General features: G+C 62.7%; 19 protein-coding genes. 4 read left to right on the top strand and 15 right to left on the bottom strand.

The window, feature by feature from the left end; all coding sequences use genetic code 11:
- Positions 1–40: 40 nt before the first annotated feature.
- From HMPREF1478_RS08220 to HMPREF1478_RS08205, 4 genes are read left to right on the top strand one after another with little or no spacing between them, the layout of a single operon-like run.
- Positions 41–730, top strand: a complete 690-nt coding sequence (locus tag HMPREF1478_RS08220) for a queuosine precursor transporter (RefSeq protein WP_016461610.1) — start codon at positions 41–43, stop codon at positions 728–730.
- Positions 727–2,052: a tRNA guanosine(34) transglycosylase Tgt gene (gene tgt / locus HMPREF1478_RS08215; protein ID WP_016461609.1), complete on the top strand. Its 1,326-nt coding sequence runs from the start codon at positions 727–729 to the stop codon at positions 2,050–2,052. The genes HMPREF1478_RS08220 and tgt overlap by 4 nt, the downstream gene beginning before the upstream one ends.
- Positions 2,053–2,067: 15 nt before the next feature.
- On the top strand, positions 2,068–2,964 hold the full coding sequence (gene ypfJ, locus HMPREF1478_RS08210) for a KPN_02809 family neutral zinc metallopeptidase (RefSeq protein ID WP_016461608.1): 897 nt from the start codon (positions 2,068–2,070) through the stop codon (positions 2,962–2,964).
- 51 nt (positions 2,965–3,015) lie between these two features.
- A complete protein-coding gene (locus HMPREF1478_RS08205) occupies positions 3,016–4,704 on the top strand; it encodes a long-chain-fatty-acid--CoA ligase (protein ID WP_016461607.1) in 1,689 nt (562 codons plus the stop codon).
- A gap of 135 nt (positions 4,705–4,839) precedes the next feature.
- Here HMPREF1478_RS08205 and HMPREF1478_RS08200 read toward each other — a convergent pair whose 3' ends face one another.
- The 15 genes from HMPREF1478_RS08200 to HMPREF1478_RS08125 form a co-directional block, all read right to left on the bottom strand.
- Positions 4,840–5,274, bottom strand: a complete 435-nt coding sequence (locus HMPREF1478_RS08200) for a metal-sulfur cluster assembly factor (RefSeq protein ID WP_016461606.1) — start codon at positions 5,272–5,274, stop codon at positions 4,840–4,842.
- Between the two features lie 10 nt (positions 5,275–5,284).
- Positions 5,285–5,761 (bottom strand): Fe-S cluster assembly sulfur transfer protein SufU, encoded by a 477-nt coding sequence (gene sufU / locus HMPREF1478_RS08195; protein WP_016461605.1) that lies wholly within the window; start codon positions 5,759–5,761, stop codon positions 5,285–5,287.
- A gap of 37 nt (positions 5,762–5,798) precedes the next feature.
- Complete coding sequence (locus HMPREF1478_RS08190; protein ID WP_016461604.1) at positions 5,799–7,073, bottom strand: SufS family cysteine desulfurase; 1,275 nt, start codon at positions 7,071–7,073, stop codon at positions 5,799–5,801.
- A gap of 5 nt (positions 7,074–7,078) precedes the next feature.
- The gene (sufC, locus tag HMPREF1478_RS08185; protein ID WP_016461603.1) at positions 7,079–7,831 is read right to left on the bottom strand and encodes a Fe-S cluster assembly ATPase SufC; all 753 of its coding nucleotides are present in this window, start codon (positions 7,829–7,831) and stop codon (positions 7,079–7,081) included.
- A gap of 16 nt (positions 7,832–7,847) precedes the next feature.
- Positions 7,848–9,038 (bottom strand): Fe-S cluster assembly protein SufD, encoded by a 1,191-nt coding sequence (gene sufD, locus HMPREF1478_RS08180; protein WP_016461602.1) that lies wholly within the window; start codon positions 9,036–9,038, stop codon positions 7,848–7,850.
- The gene (gene sufB, locus HMPREF1478_RS08175) at positions 9,038–10,483 is read right to left on the bottom strand and encodes a Fe-S cluster assembly protein SufB (RefSeq protein ID WP_016461601.1); all 1,446 of its coding nucleotides are present in this window, start codon (positions 10,481–10,483) and stop codon (positions 9,038–9,040) included. Before sufB ends, sufD begins: the two co-directional genes overlap by 1 nt.
- 32 nt (positions 10,484–10,515) lie before the next feature.
- Positions 10,516–11,211: a helix-turn-helix transcriptional regulator gene (locus tag HMPREF1478_RS08170; protein ID WP_034475649.1), complete on the bottom strand. Its 696-nt coding sequence runs from the start codon at positions 11,209–11,211 to the stop codon at positions 10,516–10,518.
- A gap of 153 nt (positions 11,212–11,364) precedes the next feature.
- Positions 11,365–12,009, bottom strand: a complete 645-nt coding sequence (locus HMPREF1478_RS08165) for an NUDIX domain-containing protein (protein WP_016461599.1) — start codon at positions 12,007–12,009, stop codon at positions 11,365–11,367.
- 8 nt (positions 12,010–12,017) lie between these two features.
- Positions 12,018–13,685: a CTP synthase gene (gene pyrG / locus HMPREF1478_RS08160; RefSeq protein ID WP_167507298.1), complete on the bottom strand. Its 1,668-nt coding sequence runs from the start codon at positions 13,683–13,685 to the stop codon at positions 12,018–12,020.
- Positions 13,686–13,820: 135 nt separating this feature from the next.
- Positions 13,821–14,714 carry a copper transporter gene (locus HMPREF1478_RS08155; protein ID WP_016461597.1) on the bottom strand — a complete coding sequence of 298 codons (894 nt, stop codon included), beginning with the start codon at positions 14,712–14,714 and terminating at the stop codon, positions 13,821–13,823.
- Positions 14,711–15,856 carry a putative cytokinetic ring protein SteA gene (gene steA / locus HMPREF1478_RS08150; RefSeq protein WP_016461596.1) on the bottom strand — a complete coding sequence of 382 codons (1,146 nt, stop codon included), beginning with the start codon at positions 15,854–15,856 and terminating at the stop codon, positions 14,711–14,713. Before steA ends, HMPREF1478_RS08155 begins: the two co-directional genes overlap by 4 nt.
- Positions 15,853–17,529 carry a DNA repair protein RecN gene (recN, locus tag HMPREF1478_RS08145; protein ID WP_016461595.1) on the bottom strand — a complete coding sequence of 559 codons (1,677 nt, stop codon included), beginning with the start codon at positions 17,527–17,529 and terminating at the stop codon, positions 15,853–15,855. The genes steA and recN overlap by 4 nt, the downstream gene beginning before the upstream one ends.
- The gene (locus HMPREF1478_RS08140) at positions 17,526–18,356 is read right to left on the bottom strand and encodes an NAD(+)/NADH kinase (RefSeq protein WP_016461594.1); all 831 of its coding nucleotides are present in this window, start codon (positions 18,354–18,356) and stop codon (positions 17,526–17,528) included. Before HMPREF1478_RS08140 ends, recN begins: the two co-directional genes overlap by 4 nt.
- Entirely contained in the window at positions 18,353–19,180 is an 828-nt protein-coding gene (locus tag HMPREF1478_RS08135; RefSeq protein ID WP_016461593.1) for a TlyA family RNA methyltransferase, read from the bottom strand. The genes HMPREF1478_RS08140 and HMPREF1478_RS08135 overlap by 4 nt, the downstream gene beginning before the upstream one ends.
- 184 nt (positions 19,181–19,364) lie before the next feature.
- A partial coding sequence (locus HMPREF1478_RS08125; protein WP_016461592.1) for an HAD-IIA family hydrolase occupies positions 19,365–21,380 on the bottom strand: 2,016 nt, incomplete at its 5' end.

The raw sequence follows: 21,380 nt of genomic DNA, 5'->3' as shown, positions 1-21,380 counted from the left end.
ATCACCCGATCTGTGAGTCAATCTGCGAGGTTTTCATACCATGTCCGACAGCCCTATTCCGTCTGGATCGGCGCGCCCTACGCGCGCCCTTGACATCATCTCCGTCGCTTTCGTGGCGCTGCTGCTCATTTCCAATATCGCCGCGACCAAGGCGTTTATGCTGGGCACGTCCACGCACTATCTTATTTTTGACGGAGGTGCGATCCTCTTCCCGTTGACGTACATCATCGGCGATGTGCTCTCGGAAGTGTACGGATTTGCGCGCGCCAGGCGCGTCATCATTATGGGTTTTGTCGCCTCGTTCCTCGCATCCCTGACATTCTTTATCGTTCAGTACCTGCCTCCCGCACCCGATTACGACAACCAGGAGGCGTTCGCCGCTGTTCTTGGTGTTGTGTGGCGCGCGGTTGTGGCTTCTCTCGCCGGCTATCTGGCTGGCCAGCTCCTCAACTCCTACGTGCTCGTGTGGATCCGTCGCCGCTGGGGCGCCAAGCATCTGTGGGCACGGCTGATCGGCTCGACGGTCGTCGGTGAGGCAGCGGATACCATCCTCTTCTGCACGATCCTGTTCTACGGTGAGATGACGCTGGGTAACTTCATCAACTACACGGTGACCGGGTACTTCTACAAGGTCCTCCTGGAGGTCATTCTTCTCCCTGTCACCTATCCGGTGATCGCCGCGATCCGCCGCACTGAGGGACTGAAGAAGGACGAGGTTTTTGATCGATGACCGACAACTGGCTCTCCTCCCCCGCTCCCGAGCAGCTCACGCCGTTCGAGGCCCCGGCCTCGTCGGGCGGTCACTGCCCTGACCGTGGATTTACGATCGGCACACGTCTGGACGCGCACGGAGGCCTCGGTCGAACCGGCGTCGTTCATACCGCGCACGGTGATATTCGCACCCCCGCGTTCATCCCCGTCGGCACCAAGGCAAACATCAAGGCACTGACCCCCGAGATGGTACGCGGTCTGGGTGCCCAGGCAGTGCTGGCTAATGCCTATCACCTCTATCTCCAGCCCGGCGCCGATATCGTTGACGAGGCGGGCGGTTTCGGCCAGTTCATGAACTGGTCGGGCCCCACGTACACCGATTCTGGCGGTTTCCAGGTGTTGTCGCTGGGCGCCGGCTTCAAGAAGGTGCTGTCGCAGGAGTTCTCCGGTCACGCCGACCCAACGGATCCCGCCGTGCAGATGCAGGCGATCAAGGCTTCGAACGCGGTTGTCGATAACGACGGTGTGATCTTCTCCAGCCATATCGATGGGTCGAAGCACCGTTTCAACCCCGAGGTGTCGATGGGCATCCAGCACCAGCTCGGCAGCGACATCATGTTCGCATTTGACGAGCTCACAAGCCTCCTTCACCCGCGCTCCTACCAGGAGGAATCGCTCGAGCGTACGCACGCATGGGCTGCCCGCTGCCTCGCCGAACACAAGCGCCTCACCGTGGAACGCTCCCACAAGCCGTATCAGCAGCTCTGGGGCGTCATTCAGGGCGCTCAGTGGGAGGATCTGCGTCGTCACGCGGCTCGCACGATGGCCAACATGGACGTCGATGGCCAGCGATTCGACGGATTCGGCGTGGGCGGTGCGCTTGAGAAGGAAAACCTCGGCACGATCGTGTCGTGGGTGTGCGAGGAGCTCGGCGAGGATCGTCCTCGCCATCTCCTGGGGATCTCCGAACCCGAGGACCTTTTTGCGGGTGTCGCAGCAGGTGCGGACACCTTCGATTGTGTGAATCCGTCGCGCGTCGCGCGCAACGCCGCGATCTACACCCCCGATGGTCGATTCAACATCACGAACGCACGCTTCAAACGCGACTTCACGCCGCTCGTCGATGGCTGTGGATGCTACACCTGCACGCACTACACGCGTGCGTATATCCATCACCTCTTCAAGGCGAAGGAAATCCTGTCGGCGACGCTTGCCACCATTCACAACGAGTGGTTCACGCTGCGCCTCGTGGACGCTATCCGCGCCTCCATCGAGGATGGTTGTTTCGATGAGTTCCGTTCCGACATGCTCGGCCGCTACGAAGCTGGTCGACGCCGCTAACTCCTGGGAGTAGTCATGAGCTTCAACGACAATATCCACTTGGATCCGTCCCGTGTCAGCACCTCGGGAGCGGGACGCAAGATTGCAGGGGCCGGCGGTGGATCGATTCTCGGTGTCCTGCTGATCCTCGGTTTTTCCTACTTCACGGGGATCGATCTCACCAGTCTCCTGTCTTCGTCACCGCAGACCTCCTCCTCATCCTCCTCGTCGGTGGATGTCTCATCGTGTCAGACAGGAAAGGATGCAAACGAGCGCGTCGAGTGTCGAATGGTTGCGACCGCACAGTCTCTTGACGCCGTCTGGAAGACGCAGCTGGCCGATCAGAGGACCGGCGTAACCTACGAGCTTCCTGACTTTCAGATCTTCACGGATTCAGTGTCCACCGCCTGTGGGAACGCGACGAGCGCCGTTGGTCCGTTCTATTGCCCCGGTGATTCCACCGTGTACCTGGACCTCGGTTTCTTTAACGACATGGTCTCGCAGTACGGCGCCTCGGATTCGGTGCTTGCTCAGGAGTACGTCGTTGCCCACGAGTGGGGCCACCACATCCAAAATCTCCAAGGAGTGTTCCGCGCTCACGACACTCGTGAAACGGGCGCTCAAGGTGCTGGCGTGCGCTCGGAGCTTCAGGCGGACTGCTATGCGGGCGTGTGGATGCACTGGGCGTCGAATACGCCCGATCCATCGACGGGTACGCCCTATCTGAAGACGCCGACCACCGATCAGATTCGCGGCGCCCTTCAGACCGCGCAGGCGATCGGCGACGACCGCCTCCAAACCAAGTACCAGGGTTCGTCCAATCCCGAGACTTGGACGCACGGTAGCGCCGACCAGCGCGCGACGTGGCTGCAGCGCGGCCTCGACTCCGGTGACATCTCTACGTGCGATACATGGTCCGCGTCGCAGGTGTGAGGCATTCTGCGGGTCGGTACAATTGAATTCGCCGATTCCCAGGAGGAAGTCATGACACGCAGCATCGTCGAGCAAGCCCACGACATGTACGACGCGGTCCCTTACGAGGTTCCCGTGCCGGACGAGTCGCTGTTCAGCCTCTTGGATAATGCGGCGCGCCTGTATCCCGATCGAATTGCCCTCGATTACTTTGGTGCAACGACCACGTATGCTCAGGTGCGCGAGCAGGTGCTCAAGGCAGCGCAAGTCTTGCACGAGGCCGGGGTTCGCTCCGGCGACACGGTAGCCATCGCGCTTCCCAACTGTCCGCAGGCATTCGTTGCTTTCTACGCGTGCATGCGTATCGGAGCTGTCGCTGCACAGCACAATCCGTTGGCCCCAGCCTCGGAGATCGCGGGGCAGCTGGAACGCCACGGCGGCAGGGTTGCAATCGTGTGGGAAAAGTGTGTGGACTCCTACCCGCTCGATGTTCTCGACACGGTGTTTACGGTCGATATTTCGCACGGCATGCCGATGTCACAGCGTGTGCTTCTTCGTCTGCCCGTCGCCCGCGCACGGCAGACTCGCAATCAGTTGCGTGGTTCCGTCCCCGCGCAGACGCGCTCCTGGGACCGTGCCACGGCCTCGTCCGCGCCGATTGATCCGAACCATCCGCTGCCCACAGGCGATGACCGCGCGGTCATCCTGCACACCTCGGGCACCAACGGCGTGCCGAAGTCTGCACCGCTCACCCACCGCAATATCGGTGTCAACGTCAACCAGTGCATGTTCTGGGTGTGGAAGCTGCACGAAGGCGCCGAAACGTTCTTCTCCCTACTCCCCTACTTCCATGCCTTTGGTCTGACATTCTTCCTGTGCGCCTCGGTGCGTAAGGCTGCCACCCAGGTGCTGCTACCGAAGTTCGATGCACAGATGGCACTCGACGCGCACAAGCGACGTCCCATCACGTTCTTTGTGGGCGTGCCGCCGATGTTCGAGCGCATCCTGCGCCAGGCTCACAAGACAAATACCGACATCACCTCCATCCGATACGCGGTAGCCGGAGCTATGCCTCTATCAACCACGCTTGCAGATGACTGGGAGAAAACCACGGGTGGCATGATCGTCGAAGGCTATGGCCTCTCAGAAACGGCGCCGGTCCTGACGGGCGCTCCCCTGTCGGACAAACGCCGCCACGGCGTCCTTGGCGTACCGTTCCCGTCGACGCAGCTACGCCTTGTCTCTCTCGAGGACGACACGGTCGATGTTGAGGACGGGCAGCCCGGCGAGATCATCGTGCGTGGCCCGCAGGTATTCGATGGATACCTGGACGCACCCGAGGAGAGTGCGCGCGTCTTTACCTCCGAGGGGTGGTTCAAGACCGGTGACATCGGGGTCAACAGTGACGGCTTCATCTCGATGGCTGACCGTAAAAAGGAACTGATTCTCTCGGGAGGGTTCAACGTCTACCCCTCCCAGGTCGAGGCAGCGATCCGATCCCATCCGGCGGTGTCTGACGTCGCCGTTGTCGGGGTTCCCGTGAACGATGCAACCGAAGAGGTTGCCGCCGCGATCATCATGGAAGACGGCAGTGCACCACTGACTCTTGAGGAAGTGCGCGCCTGGGCTGAAAAGACCATTGCCCACTACGCTCTCCCCCGCCAGCTGGTCGTCATCGCCGAACTGCCGCGCAACCAGATGGGCAAGATCCTTCGTCGTAAGGTCGCGCAGCTCGTGCGCGAGAGGCTCGGACGCGAGTAGCCTGCGCCGGCACCGCCAGCTACTCTATTCGGCCCGACCTCGACCTCGAGGCAAACGCAACTCCTTCGTTTCTCCCGCCACAACGACAAATCCCCCGGGAACCTATGCTCCCGGGGGATTTGCTTCACGTAGCGCTCAGACGTTGAAGCCGATCGCTCGCAGCTGCTCACGGCCGTCGGGCGTGATGCGATCCGGGCCCCACGGCGGCATCCAGACCCAGTTGATCTGAACGTCGTCGGTCACTGCCGACAGGATTGTCTGCGCCTGGCGCTCGATCACGTCAGTCAGCGGGCAGGCAGCCGACGTCAACGTCATGTCGAGGCGAACCTGGTTTTCAGAGCCGATCACGACGCCGTACACCAGGCCAAGATCGACAATGTTGATGCCCAGTTCGGGATCGATGACGTCCTTGAGGGCCTCCAGCACATTTTCGGCTGCCAGCGTGCCCTGCTCGATGACGTCGGTGCCGTCGATCTGGCGGGTGGGCACCTCGGCGCTAGGAGCTTGCGCCTGAGCGGGCGCGCCGAAGCGCTGCTCGACCGGCTCAGACTGAGCCATCGGGTTACTCATTCCTGTTCCTTTACTGATCGGCGGGCTCGCCCGCGGTGGAGATATCGATGCCGGACTTGGCCATGGCATCGCGGAGCGCATACCACCCCAGGAGCGCACACTTGACGCGATTGGCGAATTGGGAGGTGGATTCCAGAGCGGCTGCGTCACCGAGGTCGTCGAGAATCTCATCGTCGACGCCAAGATTATGCGAATGCATCATGACTTCCATGTCTCGGTAGAGACGACCGATTTCCTCGGCGGACTTTCCCTGGGTCAGGTCGGTCATCATGGACAGCGATGCGCGCGAGATCGAGCAGCCATCGCCTTCCCACTGGAGGGAGGCGAGATGATCACCATCGAGCGACACGCCCAGCGTGACCTCGTCACCGCAGGTGGGATTGACCTGGTGGGACGATGCGTCCATGCCCGACGGGTCACCTGCGCCGTGCTTTTCACGAGCGTGATCCAGGATGACCTGCTGATACAACTGTTCAAGACTGCCCATGGTTTCCTTTCATACCCAGCGATCACGTGCAATTCTACTAACCGAAGAAGCTGCGCACCTTCGACAGTCCGTCAACGAGGCGTTCAATTTCCTCGGCGGTAGTCGTCGGGGCAACTGACGCACGTGCGGAGGAACGCACCTGGAAGAACGTATGCAGTGGGATCGCACAGTGGTGCCCGACTCGGACGGCGACATCCACCGAGTCCATGAACTGACCCACGTCGTGGGGGTGCACGCCGTCCACGGCGAAGGCAACGACACCGATGCGATCAACGTCCGAGTCGGGGCCGAGAACCCTGATGCCATCGATCGACGAGATGCCGTCGAGCATCATGGACGTGAGCGCGTGTTCGTGTGCTTCCACGCGATCCATACCGAGCGCCGACATGTAGCGCAGCGCCTGCGACCAGGCTGCGATCTGAGCGACGGGCTGCGAGCCTGCTTCAAAACGCTCGGGCGGTGCCATGAAGGTAGATTCCTCCATGGTGACCCATTCGATCATGGAGCCACCGGTGAGGACAGGTGGCATCGCCGCGAGGAGCGACCGACGTCCCCACAGTGCACCGGCACCCGTGGGGCCGAGCATCTTGTGCGAGGAGAACACCGCGAAGTCAACGTCGAGCTCTGAGAGGTTCAGCGCCATGTGCGCGCTGGACTGACAGGTATCGAGGAGGACGAGCGCGCCGACGGCACGGGCCGCCGCGCTCACGGCCGCGACGGGTGAAACGGCGCCGGTCACGTTAGACACGTGGGTGAATGCGACGAGACGAGTGTTCGGTGTGATGACCGAGAGCGTCTCCAGGTCAATGCGACCGTCCGGTGTCAGGTCGAGCCAGGCGAGCTCGGCGCCCGTACGCTGGCATAGCTGCTGCCATGGGACGATGTTCGCGTGGTGCTCGGCGCGCGTGCAGACGATACGATCGCCGGGTCCCACGCGCAGCGACGCCGATTCAGCGCCGCCCATGCCCTGAGAAGCATTACCCATCGAGAGAGCGACCAGATTGATCGCCTCGGTCGCGTTCTTCGTCCAGACGATTTCGTCAGCCGATACACCGACGAACGAGGCCAGAGCACCGCGCGCACTCTCAAATGCGTCGGTCGCTTCGTCGCCAAGCAGGTGCGTGCCCCGGTGGACCGCACCATTACTGCGGCGATAGAAGTCCGCCTCGGCGTCGATGACGCATGCGGGCTTCTGGGATGTCGCGGAGGCATCCAGGTACGCAATGGGCGCGCCGCCGCGCCCGACGCGACTCAGAATCGGAAAATCCGAACGAATCGCGTCGAGCTCGGCGGCGGTAAAGTCTCGCGACACGGCGATCAGAGACCCAGGTACTTGTCGTAGCCGTTTTCTTCGAGCTCGTCAGCCAGCTCGGGACCACCCTGAGCGGCGACGTGGCCGTCGACGAAAACGTGAACGTGGCTGGGCTTGATGTAGCGCAGGATGCGGGTGTAGTGCGTGATGAGCATGACGCCGCAGCCGGTCTCGCCGTGGACGCGGTTGACGCCCTCGGACACGATGCGCAGGGCGTCGACGTCGAGGCCGGAGTCGGTCTCGTCGAGGACAGCGAACGAGGGCTTCAGGAGCTCCATCTGGAGGATCTCGAGGCGCTTCTTCTCGCCGCCCGAGAAGCCGACGTTGACATCGCGCTCGGCGAAGTCGGGGTCCATGCGCAGGTTCTCCATGGAGGTCTTCATTTCCTTGACCCACGAGCGCAGGGCGGGTGCCTGGCCGTCGATCGCGGTCTTCGCGGTGCGCAGGAAGTTCGAGACGGACACACCAGCTACCTCGACGGGGTACTGCATGGCGAGGAACAGGCCCGCCTTGGCGCGCTCATCGACGCTCATCTCGGTGATGAGCTGATCGTCGAGCCAGGCCTCACCCGAGGTGATCTCGTAGTCGGGGTGACCGGCGAGCGCATAGGCCATGGTGGACTTACCGGAGCCGTTGGGGCCCATGATGGCGTGGATTTCGCCGGAGTTGATCGTCAGGTTGACGCCCTTGAGGATCTCCTTGGGGCCTTCGGCGGTCTCGACGGAGACGTGCAGATCCTTAATACGCAGAGTCGACATATGTATTCCTTACAGCTCAGTTGTTACGGGACTTGGCCAGCTCGGCCTCGACGGTTGCCATGAGGTGGTCGACCACCTCGGGGACGCCGATCTGGTTGATCAGTTCGGCGAAGAAGCCGCGCACGACCAGGCGGCGTGCCTCGTGCTCAGGAACACCACGGCTCATCAGGTAGAACAGCTGCTCGTCGTCGAAACGACCGGTCGCAGAGGCGTGTCCGGCGCCTTCGATCTCGCCGTTCTCGATCTCGAGGTTGGGTACGGAATCGGCCTTGGCACCCTCGGTGAGCACCAGGTTGCGGTTCAACTCGTACGTGTCCGTACCGTCTGCGGCCTCGCGGATCAGGCAGTCACCGATCCACACCGAGTGCGCGTCCTTCCCCTGCAGGGCGCCCTTGTAGGTGACGCGCGAGAAGCACTTCGGCTGCGAGTGGTCCACGAAGACACGGTGCTCGAGATGCTGGCCGCCGTCCACGAAGTAGATGCCCAGCATGTTGAGCTCGGCGCCCGGACCGCGGAAGTCGGTGTCCGCGCACAGACGCACGAGGTCGCCGCCGAAGGTGACGACGATGTGGGTCAGCTTGGAGTCACGTCCCAATGCCAGGCGCTGGTTCGAGGCGTGCAAGACGGTGTCGTCCCATTCCTGCAGCGACACGACGGTCAGGTTCGCGCTGTCGCCCGTTTCGACCTCGACCGTCTGGTTGAGCGCAGCCTGCGCGGAACCGCTGTGCGAGAGGATCACCGTCGCCTTGGAGAAAGCGCCTGCGCGAATCACGAGGTGCTGTGCACGGGTGCCTTCGACGCCTGCGACGTTGATGCGCACGGGGGCGTCGAGCTCGGCCTCGGCCGGGATCTCGACGACGGTCGCACGCTCGAAACCGTTCCACGCGACGACCGCAGTACGGTCGCCGGGCGCGAGCACGGTTCCGAGGCGCAAGTCATCGCGCGACACCGACTCGACGAGAACGGAATCAGGAGCGTCAACCGCAACGGGCGCGTCGCCTGCGTCGTAGTTCGCCGGCTCAAAGAGGCGCTCGATGCGGCGCATCGGGGTGAAACGCCAGTCTTCCTCGCGTCCGTGAGGGGCGGGAATGTCGTTCAGGTTGAACGAGGTGGGACGATCCGCGCGCGACGGGTGTGCCCTCTCGGCGTCAGCCCCGTGCGAGTGGGCCTTGTTCATGGTCTCGACAATAGTGTTGGGGGTCGTCATCAGCCGACGGATCCTTCCATCTGCAGTTCAATGAGGCGGTTGAGCTCGAGGGCATACTCCATCGGCAGCTCCTTAGCGATCGGCTCAACGAAGCCACGCACGATCGTCGCCATGGCCTCGTTCTCGTCGAGGCCTCGGCTCATCAGGTAGAACAGCTGATCGGCGCTCACCTTGGTCACGGTCGCCTCGTGTCCCATCTCGACATCGTCCGTACGCACGTCCACGTACGGGTACGTGTCGGTACGCGAGATCTTGTCCACGAGCAGGGCGTCGCACAGGACGTTCGACTTGGAGTGGCGTGCACGTGCGTTGACCTGGACGAGGCCACGGTAGGACGTGCGGCCACCGCCACGCGACACGGACTTCGACACGATCGATGACGAGGTGTGGGGTGCCATATGCACCATCTTCGCGCCGGTGTCCTGCTGCTGGCCGGGGCCGGCAAAGCCGATGGACAGCGTTTCGCCGCGGGCGTGTTCGCCCATCAGGAAGCAGGCGGGGTACTTCATGGTGATCGCGGCACCCATGTTGCCGTCGACCCATTCCATGGTTCCGCCTTCTTCGACGATGGCACGCTGAGTCACCAGGTTGAGAACGTTCGTCGACCAGTTCTGAATGGTCGTGTAACGCACGCGCGCGTCCTTCTTCACGAAGATCTCGATGACACCGGAGTGCAGCGAGTTCTCATCGTAAATCGGGGCGGTGCAGCCCTCCACGTAGTGCACGTAGGAGCCCTCGTCGGCAATGATGAGCGTGCGCTCGAACTGCCCCATCGCCGAGGTATTAATGCGGAAGTACGCCTGCAACGGAATGGTCACGTGCACGCCCTTGGGAACGTACACGAACGAGCCACCGGACCAGGCGGCCGTGTTCAGCGCGGAGAACTTATTGTCGCCCGCGGGCACACACTTGCCGAAGTACTCCTCGAAGATCTCGGGGTGTTCGCGCAGGCCCGTGTCCGTGTCGGTAAAGATGACGCCCTGGCGCTCCAGGTCCTCCTGGATCTGCTGGTACACAACCTCGGACTCGTACTGCGCAGCAACGCCCGACACCAGACGCGACTTCTCGGCCTCCGGGATACCGAGGCGATCGTAGGTGTCACGGATTTCTTCGGGGAGATCTTCCCAGTCATTGACCTGGCGATCAGTGGGGCGCACGTAGTACTTGAACGCATCGAAATCCACGTGGGACAGATCCGGCCCCCACGCGGGCATCGGCTTGCGCTCAAAGAGCTCAAGCGCCTTCAGTCGACGTTCACGCATCCACTGCGGCTCGTCCTTCACGTCCGAGATAAAGCGGACTATTTCTTCGTTAATGCCGGTGGGGACGTCCTTGGAGTAGTCGTCGGAGTCGTGCCAACCGTACTCATAACCGCCGATCGACTCGATGATCTCATCATCGGTCATACGACGATCCTCAGCGCCCGAGGCGGGTGCCTGCGTCATTGTTGTATCAACCTCTCGTTCTTACCTGTGTGCTACTTGCGTCGCACGTTCCGCGCTCCGGGGCGAATCACGGGCATACCCACGGGAATGTGGGTCGTGCACACGTGTCCACCGCCTGCGAGCGTGGAAAGTCTTTGGACATGGACGTCGAGGAGCTTGCCAAAAGCGATTGTCTCGGCGTCACACAACTGCGGGAAGTCGCCCGCAACGTTTTGGATGGGGCAATGGCCTTGGCAGAGTTGGACGGCAAGCGTGCCTCCACCAATATCGCGCACGGTCGCGGCATAGCCGTCTTGCGTCAAGGCGTCAGCGAGGGCCTGCGCACGCACGCGAGGATCCGTCCCGGCATCGCGCACGATCGGGGCGTATCGCCGTTCGATCTCGCGCGAACGTGCCGCAGCGAACGATTCGACTGCTTCCTCTCCCCCGAGCTGCCCAAGATATCCCAGCGCTTTGGTAGCAAGGTCTGAGTAACCGTCAGCCAGGTGGACGTGAGCACGTTCCGTTGCGACGTAATGCCGGGCGGGACGTCCCCGTCCTCGCTTGGACGGTGCGCCTGGCTCGTGTTCCGCGATCTCTTTGGATTCGAGCAACAACGTGATGTGGCGCCGAACGGCAGCGGTTGTCAGCCCTAAGACCTTCGCAATTGACGAGGCCGTGACCGGCCCCTTTTCGACGATGAGATCGAGCACCTGCTGTCGGGTTGTGGCGTCTGATTCCTCTGCCACCTGTCCCCCGCTCCGACGCTTCACGCGTGCGTCTCCGTGTGCTTTTCTCTGGAAACGAGTGTACGCCAATTTAGATAAATCGGCGTTGCGAAAAGCGGATCGGAGTGTCGGACAGCCCACAAGTCGAGGGACTTAGGGCCCAGGGCCCGTTAGCTACCGCATCCACGGAGCATCGGCGGCCCTCAATCCCTCCCAATTGCGACCGCGAGCTGCATGCGCCGCGAGGATACCGATGACGGCAGAAGGGCTATGCAGGCGGCCCGCGAGCACCATGTCGAGAGCCTGGTCCAGCGGGACCCACGCATACTGCATCGTCGCCTCCTCGTCCTCGCGCTCGAACACGGTACCGGTCTCGGCGAGCTCTCGAGCGAGGAAAACACGCAGAGGCTCATTCGTGCCGCCGGGCGACGTCAAGAAATCGACGAGGACCTCCCATCGGCCAGCCTTCATGTCGGTCTCTTCCGCGAGCTCACGCTCGGCGGCAATCAGCGGATCTTCGCCAGGAATATCGAGGAGGCCAGCGGGAATCTCCCACAGATTGGCCTGCACCGGATGACGGTACTGGCGTTCCATGAGGATCTCCTCAGCCCCCGCCTCGCCGCGCATCGCCACGACGGCCACAGCACCCGGATGACGGGTGTACTGACGCACCACCGGGTCCTGCCCCTTCACGACAACGACATGATCTTCGACCATGTCGACGATACGGCCGCTCCACACGACATCGCTCGCAGCAACCTCGTGAGGGCTCGGCTGATCCGCGATCGCCCGGACCTGGTCGCTCGACAGAAAATGCATATCGTCTCTCATTCCTTTTCGTCAGAGCGCGAAGAGTAACGTCCCACGTGACGCTTCAACGCAGCTTCAATCAGTCCCGCGAACAGCGGGTGCGGGCGCGTCGGACGACTCTTGAACTCCGGATGCGCCTGCGTTGCAACATAGTAGGGGTGCACAGCCGAATCAAGCTCGACGAACTCAACAAGCGAACCATCCGGAGAGGTGCCGGAAATCTTCAAGCCCGCCGCTTCGAGGCGGTCGCGGTAGGCATTGTTGACCTCGTAACGGTGACGGTGCCTCTCGCTCACCTCGGTCGTTCCATACGCGGTGGCGACAATCGAATTCGGGACGAGGCGAGCGGGGTATGCGCCGAGACGCATCGTGCCACCCATATCGCCACCCCCATCGACGAATTCGTGCTGGTCAGCCATCGTGTGGATGACGGGTTCGGTCGTATCGGGGTCCATCTCAGTCGACGAAGCTCCCGGAATACCGGCGAGGTGACGGGCAGCCTCGATCACCATGCACTGCAGTCCCAGGCACAGGCCCAGGGTCGGGACACGATGCTCGCGCGCCCAGCGCAGCGCACCGAGCTTGCCTTCAATGCCACGAATACCGAATCCACCGGGAACGACGATTGCATCCACACCGGCGAGCTCACGCGCAGCCCCTTCGGGCGTCTCGCACGTATCCGATGCGACCCAACGGATATCGACCCGCGCGTTGTTCGCGAAGCCGCCGTGCTTGATCGCCTCAGACACCGACAGATAGGCGTCGTGCAGGTCAATGTACTTACCGACGAGGGCAACCTCGAGGCGGTGCTTCGGGGAATGAACGCGCTCCAGCAGTTCCTTCCATTCCTTCCAGTCCACATCGCGGAAGGACAGTCCGAGTCGCTGGACAAGGTAGGCGTCGAGGCCCTCGCGATGCAGCGTCAGCGGCACGTTGTAGATCGAAGGCACGTCGGCACACTCGATAACCGCGTCGCGGTCAACGTCGCACATGAGTGCAACCTTCGACTTGATCCCTTCGGGCAGCGCGCGATCAGTGCGCAGCACCAGCGCGTCCGGCGCGATACCAATCGACCGCAGCGCACTCACGGAGTGCTGCGTCGGCTTCGTCTTGAGTTCACCGGCCGCAGGCAAGAACGGAATGAGCGACACGTGCACAAAGGCGACGTTCGAGCGTCCGAGGTCGTGGCGCACCTGACGGGCTGCCTCGAGGAAAGGCTGCGATTCGATGTCACCAACCGTGCCGCCAATTTCGGTGATGATGACGTCGGGGCGATTGCCGTTCTCGTCGGGCTGCGCCTGGCGACGCATCACATTCTTAATCTCGTCAGTAATATGCGGAATAACCTGAACGGTATCGCCCAGATACTCGCCGCGGCGTTCCTTAGCGATAACCGTGGAGTACACCTGGCCTGTCGTCGCATTTGCAGCGCCCGACAGGTTCACATCCAAGAAGCGTTCGTAGTGGCCGATATCAAGATCGGTTTCCGCGCCATCCTCCGTCACGAAAACCTCGCCGTGCTGGAAGGGATTCATCGTGCCGGGATCGACATTGATGTAGGGATCGAGCTTTTGCATGACCACATGCAGTCCCCGGGAGCGAAGCAACCGACCCAAGCTGGAGGCGGTCAGGCCCTTGCCCAACGAGGACACAACGCCACCCGTGACAAAAATATGCTTGGTCATGGAATTTTCCGCACGCGCCGTGCGCATTGAAGTACTCACCATGGAACTTCAGCCTAACACTCCTGGCATGAATCGGCCCCCGGGATCAGGGCAGATCACCGGGGGCCGACGAGCAAAATTGCGTCTTAACGCGGTTTACTTGGCGCTGGGAATGACAGACTGTGCTCCGTTACCCACACCGAAGGCGCGGGCACCGGTGGCGGGCGTGGACAGGGCGAGCGCCGTATCGACGGCGGCCAGCGTCGTACCGACCGAATCCACGGTCGTCACCGCGGTGCCGCTCGCGCGCACAGAAGTGATCATCGCGTCACGTGTCGAGGCATCACCCACGAGAACACCGGACGTCGAACCGACGGCCTGGGCCAAACCAACCCAGGCATCGGAGCTGGCGGAAACTGCGGCAGGGCTCGCGCCATTCGAGGCGACGGCCTGGGCGCGCGGTCCGACAGCAACGATAGTGGTAGCGGCGCCAGCCGGATCTTCGTCGATCGTCATGATCGGGGTAGACGCGTCCGTCAGGATCTGCCGCAGCAGGTCAGTCTCGGAACCGGTCGAGGTGAGTACCTGAACGATCGAGTAGCCGACCACGCCATCTGCACTAGCCGTCTTGGCCGCACCGGAGCTCAGATGTGAGGCGAGCGTCGTCGACAGAGTCGTGCGGTACTGGCTCATGGACGTGGACTGCCAGTTGTCGCTCAGCGTCACGCGGCCGACGACGCTTGCACCGGCGTCGGTCAGCGTCGAACGGAGAGCAGTCACGTCATCGTCCGACGCACCGGGGAGCACGACAAGCGCGACCTTAGCACCGGTCAGCGAACCCGTAAGCGTCGAGGAAGCGAGGGCTTTCAGGCCCGCCGCCTCGGCTTCTGCCTGCGCGCTCAGCTGGGGATCGGTCGCGGTGGAAGTCGACGACGCGTTTACCCCCGCGTGGATGCGGCTCTGTAGCGGGCCAGCACCCAGGACGACTCCGACGGCGAGGGCGATGAAGATCCCGATGATCGAGACAACGTGATAGCGAAAGTTAATCATTGGGTTCCTCCAGCAGAATGCATCAGCGAGACGAAGAAAGAGGTAATCGGGTGCAACAGGTCATTTCCCCACGGGGTCGACCACAGTGCGACGCCCATCAGTCCAAGAGCGACAAGGGCGAGAAGAACGAGGGTCCAGCCGCGAGGACGCGGGCGGAACGTGGCCGCAACTGCCTGCGCGCCAATAAGTCGCGAACCAACCGCAAGCCGAGAGAAGAAAGCAGGGGCAACGAGCGCACGTCCTGCGTCCACAAGCTCAGCCTCCCCGTAGGAAACGCCAGCGGTGACAACCGCGGTCGCCCCTGAGTGAGCGGCAACAACGAGGGCCGCGTCAAGAGACGTACCGGCCATGGCCACACGCTCGTAGACGATACCCATACGATCCAGCCGCTGGGCGCCAGGTGCGAGACCGTCGCCGCCGACCCGCACGATAAAGGCACGTGCACGGCGAATGGCCTTCTCACTCATCAAATCCGCGTCACCCACAACGAGGTCAAGGGTGAGATGGGCTTTGAGCGCAACGTCCGCTCCCCCATCGACAGCGATGACGAAGGGAGCGGCCTCCGAACGCCACCGGGCGAGCGCGCGACAATCGCTCGCCGCTTCGCTCGCGGCGCTCACCAGCAGAATCGTACGCTTGCCGAGGCCATCAATAGAAGGCACTCCCTCACCACGCAGAACGGTCGCACCGTCCTTGGCCAGGTAGTCTTCGACAGATCCTTCAAACCCGGCGAATAAAGTGGCCGAGTCGGCGACCTCAACGTCCAGGTCCTGCGCTGACACCGCCCGACCGGTCGCAATGATGCCGCCATCAACGAGGACCTTGCCGCCCGTGACAGCGACTTCCTGTCCCTCGCGCAGCGACATGATGTCTTGGCCAAGGTCATCAACGAGCGTGATACCGGCGTCGAGAATGAGGCGCGGACCGAGAGCTGCGGCTCGACCCGTCAGCGAAGGCTGCGCGTTGAGGACCGCGATAGGCGCGGCTTCAACCAGCGCAGCTGCGCTTTCGCGGTCCAAGTCCGCGACGTTGATAACGGCGATCTCTCCACGCTCGAGGCGCGTTGCCAGGTGCTTGGGACGGTCGTCGACGCGTACACGCCCCACCTGGCCCTTCGATTCCTTTGAAAGTGTTTCACTCATCCCTGCGATTGTGACACGGCGGAAGCCAAGACTTGCGAAGCGTGGCGGCGCGCCGCAGCCGAGTGCGGATCCCCACCCATCATGCGCGTCAGTTCGGCTTCGCGCGCCTCCCCTCGCACTTCACGAACCTGCGTCGTCCCGTCGTTTTTCTCGATGACGAGATGCTGGTCCCCGAAAGCGGCGACCTGGGCCAAGTGCGTCACGACGATGACCTGGCGCGACGCAGCGAGTCTCTTCAAGCGTGCGCCGACCTCCGTTGCGGTCTGCCCGCCGATGCCCGCATCGATCTCGTCGAAAATAAACGTGGAGGAAGCCTCGGTGCGCCCGAGCATCAGCTCGAGGGCGAGCATCACGCGCGAGAGTTCGCCGCCGGAGGCACCCTGACCGAGGGGACGCGCAGGAGCATGCGGGTGCGGCTGCAGGCGGAAGACGACGGTCTCACACCCGTGGGACGTCGGCTTGGTTGCATCGAGGTCAATGTGGAGCGTGGCGTCGGGCATCGACAGGGCATGTAGCTCATCGTTGACGCCGCTGGCGAGCTCTGCCGCGAGCGTGGTGCGTGCGGCCGTCAGGCGGGAGCCGCATGCGAGCACATGTTCCTGCGCGGCGCGCAGTTCTTGCTCAACGAGGGCGGGGTCCGAGGCCGGAGCCGACAGCTCGGCGAGCCGAACACGCGCTTCTTGGACCCACGCGAGCAGGCCCTCGACATCGGCCGCGCGGCCTCGCAACGCATCTTTAATGGCAGCCCGACGGGCATGAATCTGCGCCAGGCGCTGCGGATCCGCGTCGAGTCGGCTCAGATAGGACGACACGTCATCAGCGAGGGCATCCAACTCGAGCGCCTGGTTGCGGGCGCGGGCGACGAAATCAGCCACGGCCTCGTCGAAGCGCGATGCCTCGTCCAGCTGCGCGTATGCACTGCGCGCAGACTCCACCGCACCCGCGTAGTCGCTGCGATCATCCCCCTTGAGATAACCGAGAGAAGCCCCCATCAGGGCGCGAAGATCCTCAACATTCGTCAGGCGCGCGGCCTCTCGCACCAGGTCCTCTTCTTCGCCTGGCTGCGGATCAAGCGCCTCGATCTGATCGATAGCCGCACGCAGATCGTCGATCTCCTCGGCCCGCTCAGACGCGTCGCCACGCAGGGAATCAAGGCGATGCTTGATATCAACGGCTGCGCGAAAAGCTGCGCGATACTCCTCCAGGACAGCCCCATGTTCGCTGCCACCAAATTGATCCAGCGCACGTCGTTGAGCGGCCTCCCCCGTCAGCCGAATCTGATCCGACTGACCATGGATTGTCACCATCGACCCGACGATATCGGCCAATACGGCAGCCGGAACGGGACGGGAACCAAGGTGCGCACGCGAGCGCCCCGCCGCACGAACCGACCGACCAACGATCAGCTCATCGCCTTCAACGAGACCACCAGCATCCTCCACGCGCGACCCAATATCAGGCGTGATCGAAAAAATGCCATCGACCGACAGACGTTCCGTGCCGCTACGCACGAGCGCAGCGTCAGCGCGAGCCCCGAGAAGAAGCTGCAGACTCGACAACACCATCGTTTTACCGGCACCAGTTTCACCGGTCACAACAACGAGCCCAGGGCCAAAGTCGACGTGCGCGTTGGCAATGACACCCAGATTGGAAATATCGAGAGATTCAATCACCGCGCAGCGTCCCTCCATCCACGTACCGGCAAATTGAACTTACGGACGAGACGCGCAGAAAAAGGCGTATCGTCCACACGCACCAGCTGCACAGGAGACGATCCCACGCGTGCACGCACGACGCCACCGGCCGGGACAGTCATACGGCGCAGGCCATCACACCACATTTCCGGGGCAGTCCACATATCATCGAGGACCACGATCTCCACACACGCCGACGGGCCAACGACGAGCGGACGCGTGAACAACCCGTGCGCCGCCAACGGAGCGACAACGATTGCTTCCGTATCCGGCCACACGACGGGCCCGCCAGCGGAGAAAGAATAGGCAGTTGAGCCGGTCGGCGTCGACAAAATCATGCCATCGGCGCCGTACGTCGACACTTCCTGTCCATCGACGACGAGGGCAAAATGAACGGGATGAGCGACGTCCGTGTGCATAACGACCGCTTCGTTAAGCGCCCAGTCGTCAGCCTTGGAACCGTCGGGACGCTCCATCGTCACATCCAGGGTCATGCGACGTTCGACCGAAAAATCTCCGTCGGCAATCTTGCGTGCAAGGTCACCGGTCCCCTTATCACCCAGTTCCGTCAAGAAACCCATGTGGCCAGCGTTGATACCCAGCAGGGGGACGTCGAGGGCACGCGCGCTTGACGCTGCCACCAAAAATGTTCCGTCACCGCCGATCGATAGAACCATGTCGATGCCGCCCCCAGATGCGTCTTCGACGACCTCAATATCGCGCGCGCTGAGCGCCTCCGCCAAGCTCACGGCACTGGTCACTGCGTTCGGGCGGTGACGATGGCGCACCATCAATACACGGGTCATGAGTGGCCTCCAGCAGGACCAGCAGCGACAGCCGCACGGATGTAATCGGTCAGTTCGCACGGATCGATGGGCTCTGGATAATCGCGCCGCATATGAACGAAGTACTCGACGTTACCGCTCGGGCCGGGAAGCGGCGACGCGGCAATAGCTGCAATGTCGAGACCCAGCTCAATGGCGCATCGCGCAACCTTGTCGACCGTTTCAATGTGATGCTCCGGGTTGCGCACCACTCCCCCGTGCCCAAGCCTGTCTTTTCCGATCTCAAACTGAGGCTTGACCATTAACAGGAAGTCAGCGTGAGGAGCGGCCGCTGCAACCAGCGCGGGGAGCACGAGGGTCAGCGAAATGAACGACATATCCCCCACGACAAGTTCGGGCGCAGGTGCGACCGAGGCAGGATCGAGGGTACGCACGTTCGTCCGATCATGAACCTCGACGCGAGGATCAGACTGCAGCTTCCAGGCCAGCTGACCGTAACCCACGTCCACAGCGACGACCGAGGCGGCGCCGCGACGCAACAAAACGTCGGTGAAGCCGCCCGTCGAGGCACCCGCATCCAACGCGCGGCGCCCTTCGATCACCGGCGCATTATCACCGAGCGCGTCCAGGGCTCCTGCAAGCTTGTGCGCGCCACGCGAGACGTACTCGGGGTCATCTGACTCCTCAACGACGATCGCCTGCGCAGGATCCATCTGACGGGCCGGCTTGACGACAACCTGACCGTCGAGCTTCACACGTCCGTCCTCGATCATCTGCGCAGCAACAGATCGCGACTTCGCAAGCCCACGCCGGACCAGTTCAGAATCAATACGGCGAAGCTTCACGTATCTCTCCGATCCTTATGGTGGACGCGCATCTGTTCACCAGGGACGGCCACGCCGCTGGGAACATCGGCAGACAAGGCCCGGTGCAAATCGGACTCAATGGCTTCCAGCGTCGCAATTTGCTCCGACGCTGGAAGGCCATCGAACCCGACGAGCCGAGCCTCCGTCTGTTCGCGTAGGGCCATCAGGCCTCGTCGTCCAAATCCGCTGTCGCTTCGAGGAGCTCCTCAAGCTCCTCTTCACCGGGCAGGAGAGCCGGCGTCTGCGCACCTGGCTCCGGCAGGCTGTCCGCGTTCGCGGCGACGTCGAAGAAGTCGTCGTCATCTGCGGGCGCCACGGTCGGCTCGGGAGCGGTGACGATACCCGCAGGATCGTCGTTGCCAACAACGGTAATCTCCGGGCACGAAGGAGCGGCCCCTGCGCCGTCCGCGTACTCCCACGCAGCGGCGGCGAGTGCACGGTAAGAGTCAATGCTGATCGTGACGGGCTCGGTCAGCTCGACATCATCGAGCGTGAGCACGCCGGAGCGAGTGGCCTTGGCGACCTGGGAGACACCACAGGTCCAGGTCCCGTCGCGATGGTGCTTGGGTGCAGGGTGAGCCTCCAGCAGGCCACGCATGTCGATGGCAAGGTAGCTGGGGCGCTGGCCGCGCGGTGCACGGATGACGTCCCTGGCCATATGGACACCCGTGAGGACGTGCATGGCGGGAACGCCCGCGGCTACCGCGCCCATGATGTCGGTCTCGAGGCGGTCACCCACGGCGAGCGGGTTCTGCGCACCCACGAGCTCGCTCCCACGACGGTAGATACCAGGCTCAGGCTTTCCGCCAGCAGTGGGACGCTTGTGGGTCGCATGCTGAATCGCACGCACGAGCGAACCGTTGCCAAGCGCTTGCCCACGTTCAACGGGCAACGTCGCGTCCAGGTTGGAGGCGTAGAAGGCTGCGCCACGCTCGATTGCGAATGCGCCCTCGGACAGCAGCGCCCAATTCACTTCCTTGTCGAGGCCCTGCACGACGGCAGCGGGCTCATCGTCCGCGCTATCAACGAGGACGAAGCCGCGCTCTTCAAGCGCGAGACGCAAGCCCGCGCCACCGATCACGAGAACCTTCGAACCTTCCTCAAGCTCCTCAGCCATGATCGCTGCGATATCCATCGCAGACGTCATCACCATGTCAGGCGTCGCATCGAAGTCCATGCTGTTGAGCTTCTCCGTCACCTGCGCAGGAGTACGCATCGCATTGTTGGTGACGAACGCGGAAGCCATACCAAGCTCACGCGCCTCGACGACAGACGCAGCAGCATGCTCAATACGCTCGTCCCCCGCCCATGCGGTCCCATCAAGGTCAAGAAGAGCGCAATCATAGTCCTCGGCGAGGGCGTTGCCAGTGCCACGCAGCGGCGACCGCTTGCCGTCAACGTCGGCATCCTGGTACAGCGCGACGTCGATGATCTCAGCGTCTTCGGCAATCACAGGCATAGAGGCGATGACCTCAGCGGCCTCATCATCACGGCCAAGCTCGGTCAGACGCTGGGCCTTCACTTCCATGAGGCGACAACGCAGCTCGTCATCAACCGACGACGGCAACGCTGCGAGAGCATCATCGACGATCACGAGTCCCACGTCGGGCTGTCCGAGATCCGCACGTGCACCGGAGGACACGAGGACGAGCTCAACCTGCTCGGCAAGATCAAGGGACGAGGCATCGGTAGCGTCGATAATCTCAACGGCCTTCTCGGGATGGCCGAGACCGCGCTCGGCATCTGCCTCAACCGCGCGCAGCGATGAATCGCCGCGCATACGACGGACCGCGCGGACCTCTCGCAACGCCTCCTCGTAACGTCCGGACGCATAAGCGGTCAGAGCAGCTGCCTCACGGACAACGTCGACGCGGCCAGCACGGGAAACCGCGGCCTGTGCGTGTTGATAGGCAGCCTCCGGATCGAGATCGATCAGCTGCCCCGCCATCACGAGGTGACGCGCGACGATGTCGCGGTTAGGACCGGAGAGTGTGGCCAGCGCGCGCGAAGCGTCGCGATCAAGTTCATCGGCGCTGACACCTGCAGGAATCGTCGGTTCGTTTCCGTTCGGCGACACGTACTCATCCGTGGACGAGTAGCTCTTATAGGAAGTATCCTTTCGGCGATCATCGCGGAAACCGCCACGACGATCGTCACGCTGCTGGTAGCCACCACGACG

Source organism: Actinomyces sp. HPA0247, assembly GCA_000411415.1.
Taxonomy (GTDB): Bacteria; Actinomycetota; Actinomycetes; order Actinomycetales; family Actinomycetaceae; genus Pauljensenia.
The sequence above is the reverse complement of the archived record's forward strand: the minus strand, read 5'-3'. Positions and strand labels throughout refer to the sequence as shown.

Coding starts and splice junctions, on each gene's coding strand:
- HMPREF1478_RS08220 (WP_016461610.1), top strand. CDS start 41: ATGTCCGACAGCCCTATTCCGTCTGGATCGGCGCGCCCTACGCGCGCC.
- tgt (WP_016461609.1), top strand. CDS start 727: ATGACCGACAACTGGCTCTCCTCCCCCGCTCCCGAGCAGCTCACGCCG.
- ypfJ (WP_016461608.1), top strand. CDS start 2,068: ATGAGCTTCAACGACAATATCCACTTGGATCCGTCCCGTGTCAGCACC.
- HMPREF1478_RS08205 (WP_016461607.1), top strand. CDS start 3,016: ATGACACGCAGCATCGTCGAGCAAGCCCACGACATGTACGACGCGGTC.
- HMPREF1478_RS08200 (WP_016461606.1), bottom strand. CDS start 5,274: ATGAGTAACCCGATGGCTCAGTCTGAGCCGGTCGAGCAGCGCTTCGGC.
- sufU (WP_016461605.1), bottom strand. CDS start 5,761: ATGGGCAGTCTTGAACAGTTGTATCAGCAGGTCATCCTGGATCACGCT.
- sufC (WP_016461603.1), bottom strand. CDS start 7,831: ATGTCGACTCTGCGTATTAAGGATCTGCACGTCTCCGTCGAGACCGCC.
- sufD (WP_016461602.1), bottom strand. CDS start 9,038: ATGACGACCCCCAACACTATTGTCGAGACCATGAACAAGGCCCACTCG.
- sufB (WP_016461601.1), bottom strand. CDS start 10,483: ATGACGCAGGCACCCGCCTCGGGCGCTGAGGATCGTCGTATGACCGAT.
- HMPREF1478_RS08165 (WP_016461599.1), bottom strand. CDS start 12,009: ATGCATTTTCTGTCGAGCGACCAGGTCCGGGCGATCGCGGATCAGCCG.
- pyrG (WP_167507298.1), bottom strand. CDS start 13,685: ATGACCAAGCATATTTTTGTCACGGGTGGCGTTGTGTCCTCGTTGGGC.
- HMPREF1478_RS08155 (WP_016461597.1), bottom strand. CDS start 14,714: ATGATTAACTTTCGCTATCACGTTGTCTCGATCATCGGGATCTTCATC.
- steA (WP_016461596.1), bottom strand. CDS start 15,856: ATGAGTGAAACACTTTCAAAGGAATCGAAGGGCCAGGTGGGGCGTGTA.
- HMPREF1478_RS08140 (WP_016461594.1), bottom strand. CDS start 18,356: ATGACCCGTGTATTGATGGTGCGCCATCGTCACCGCCCGAACGCAGTG.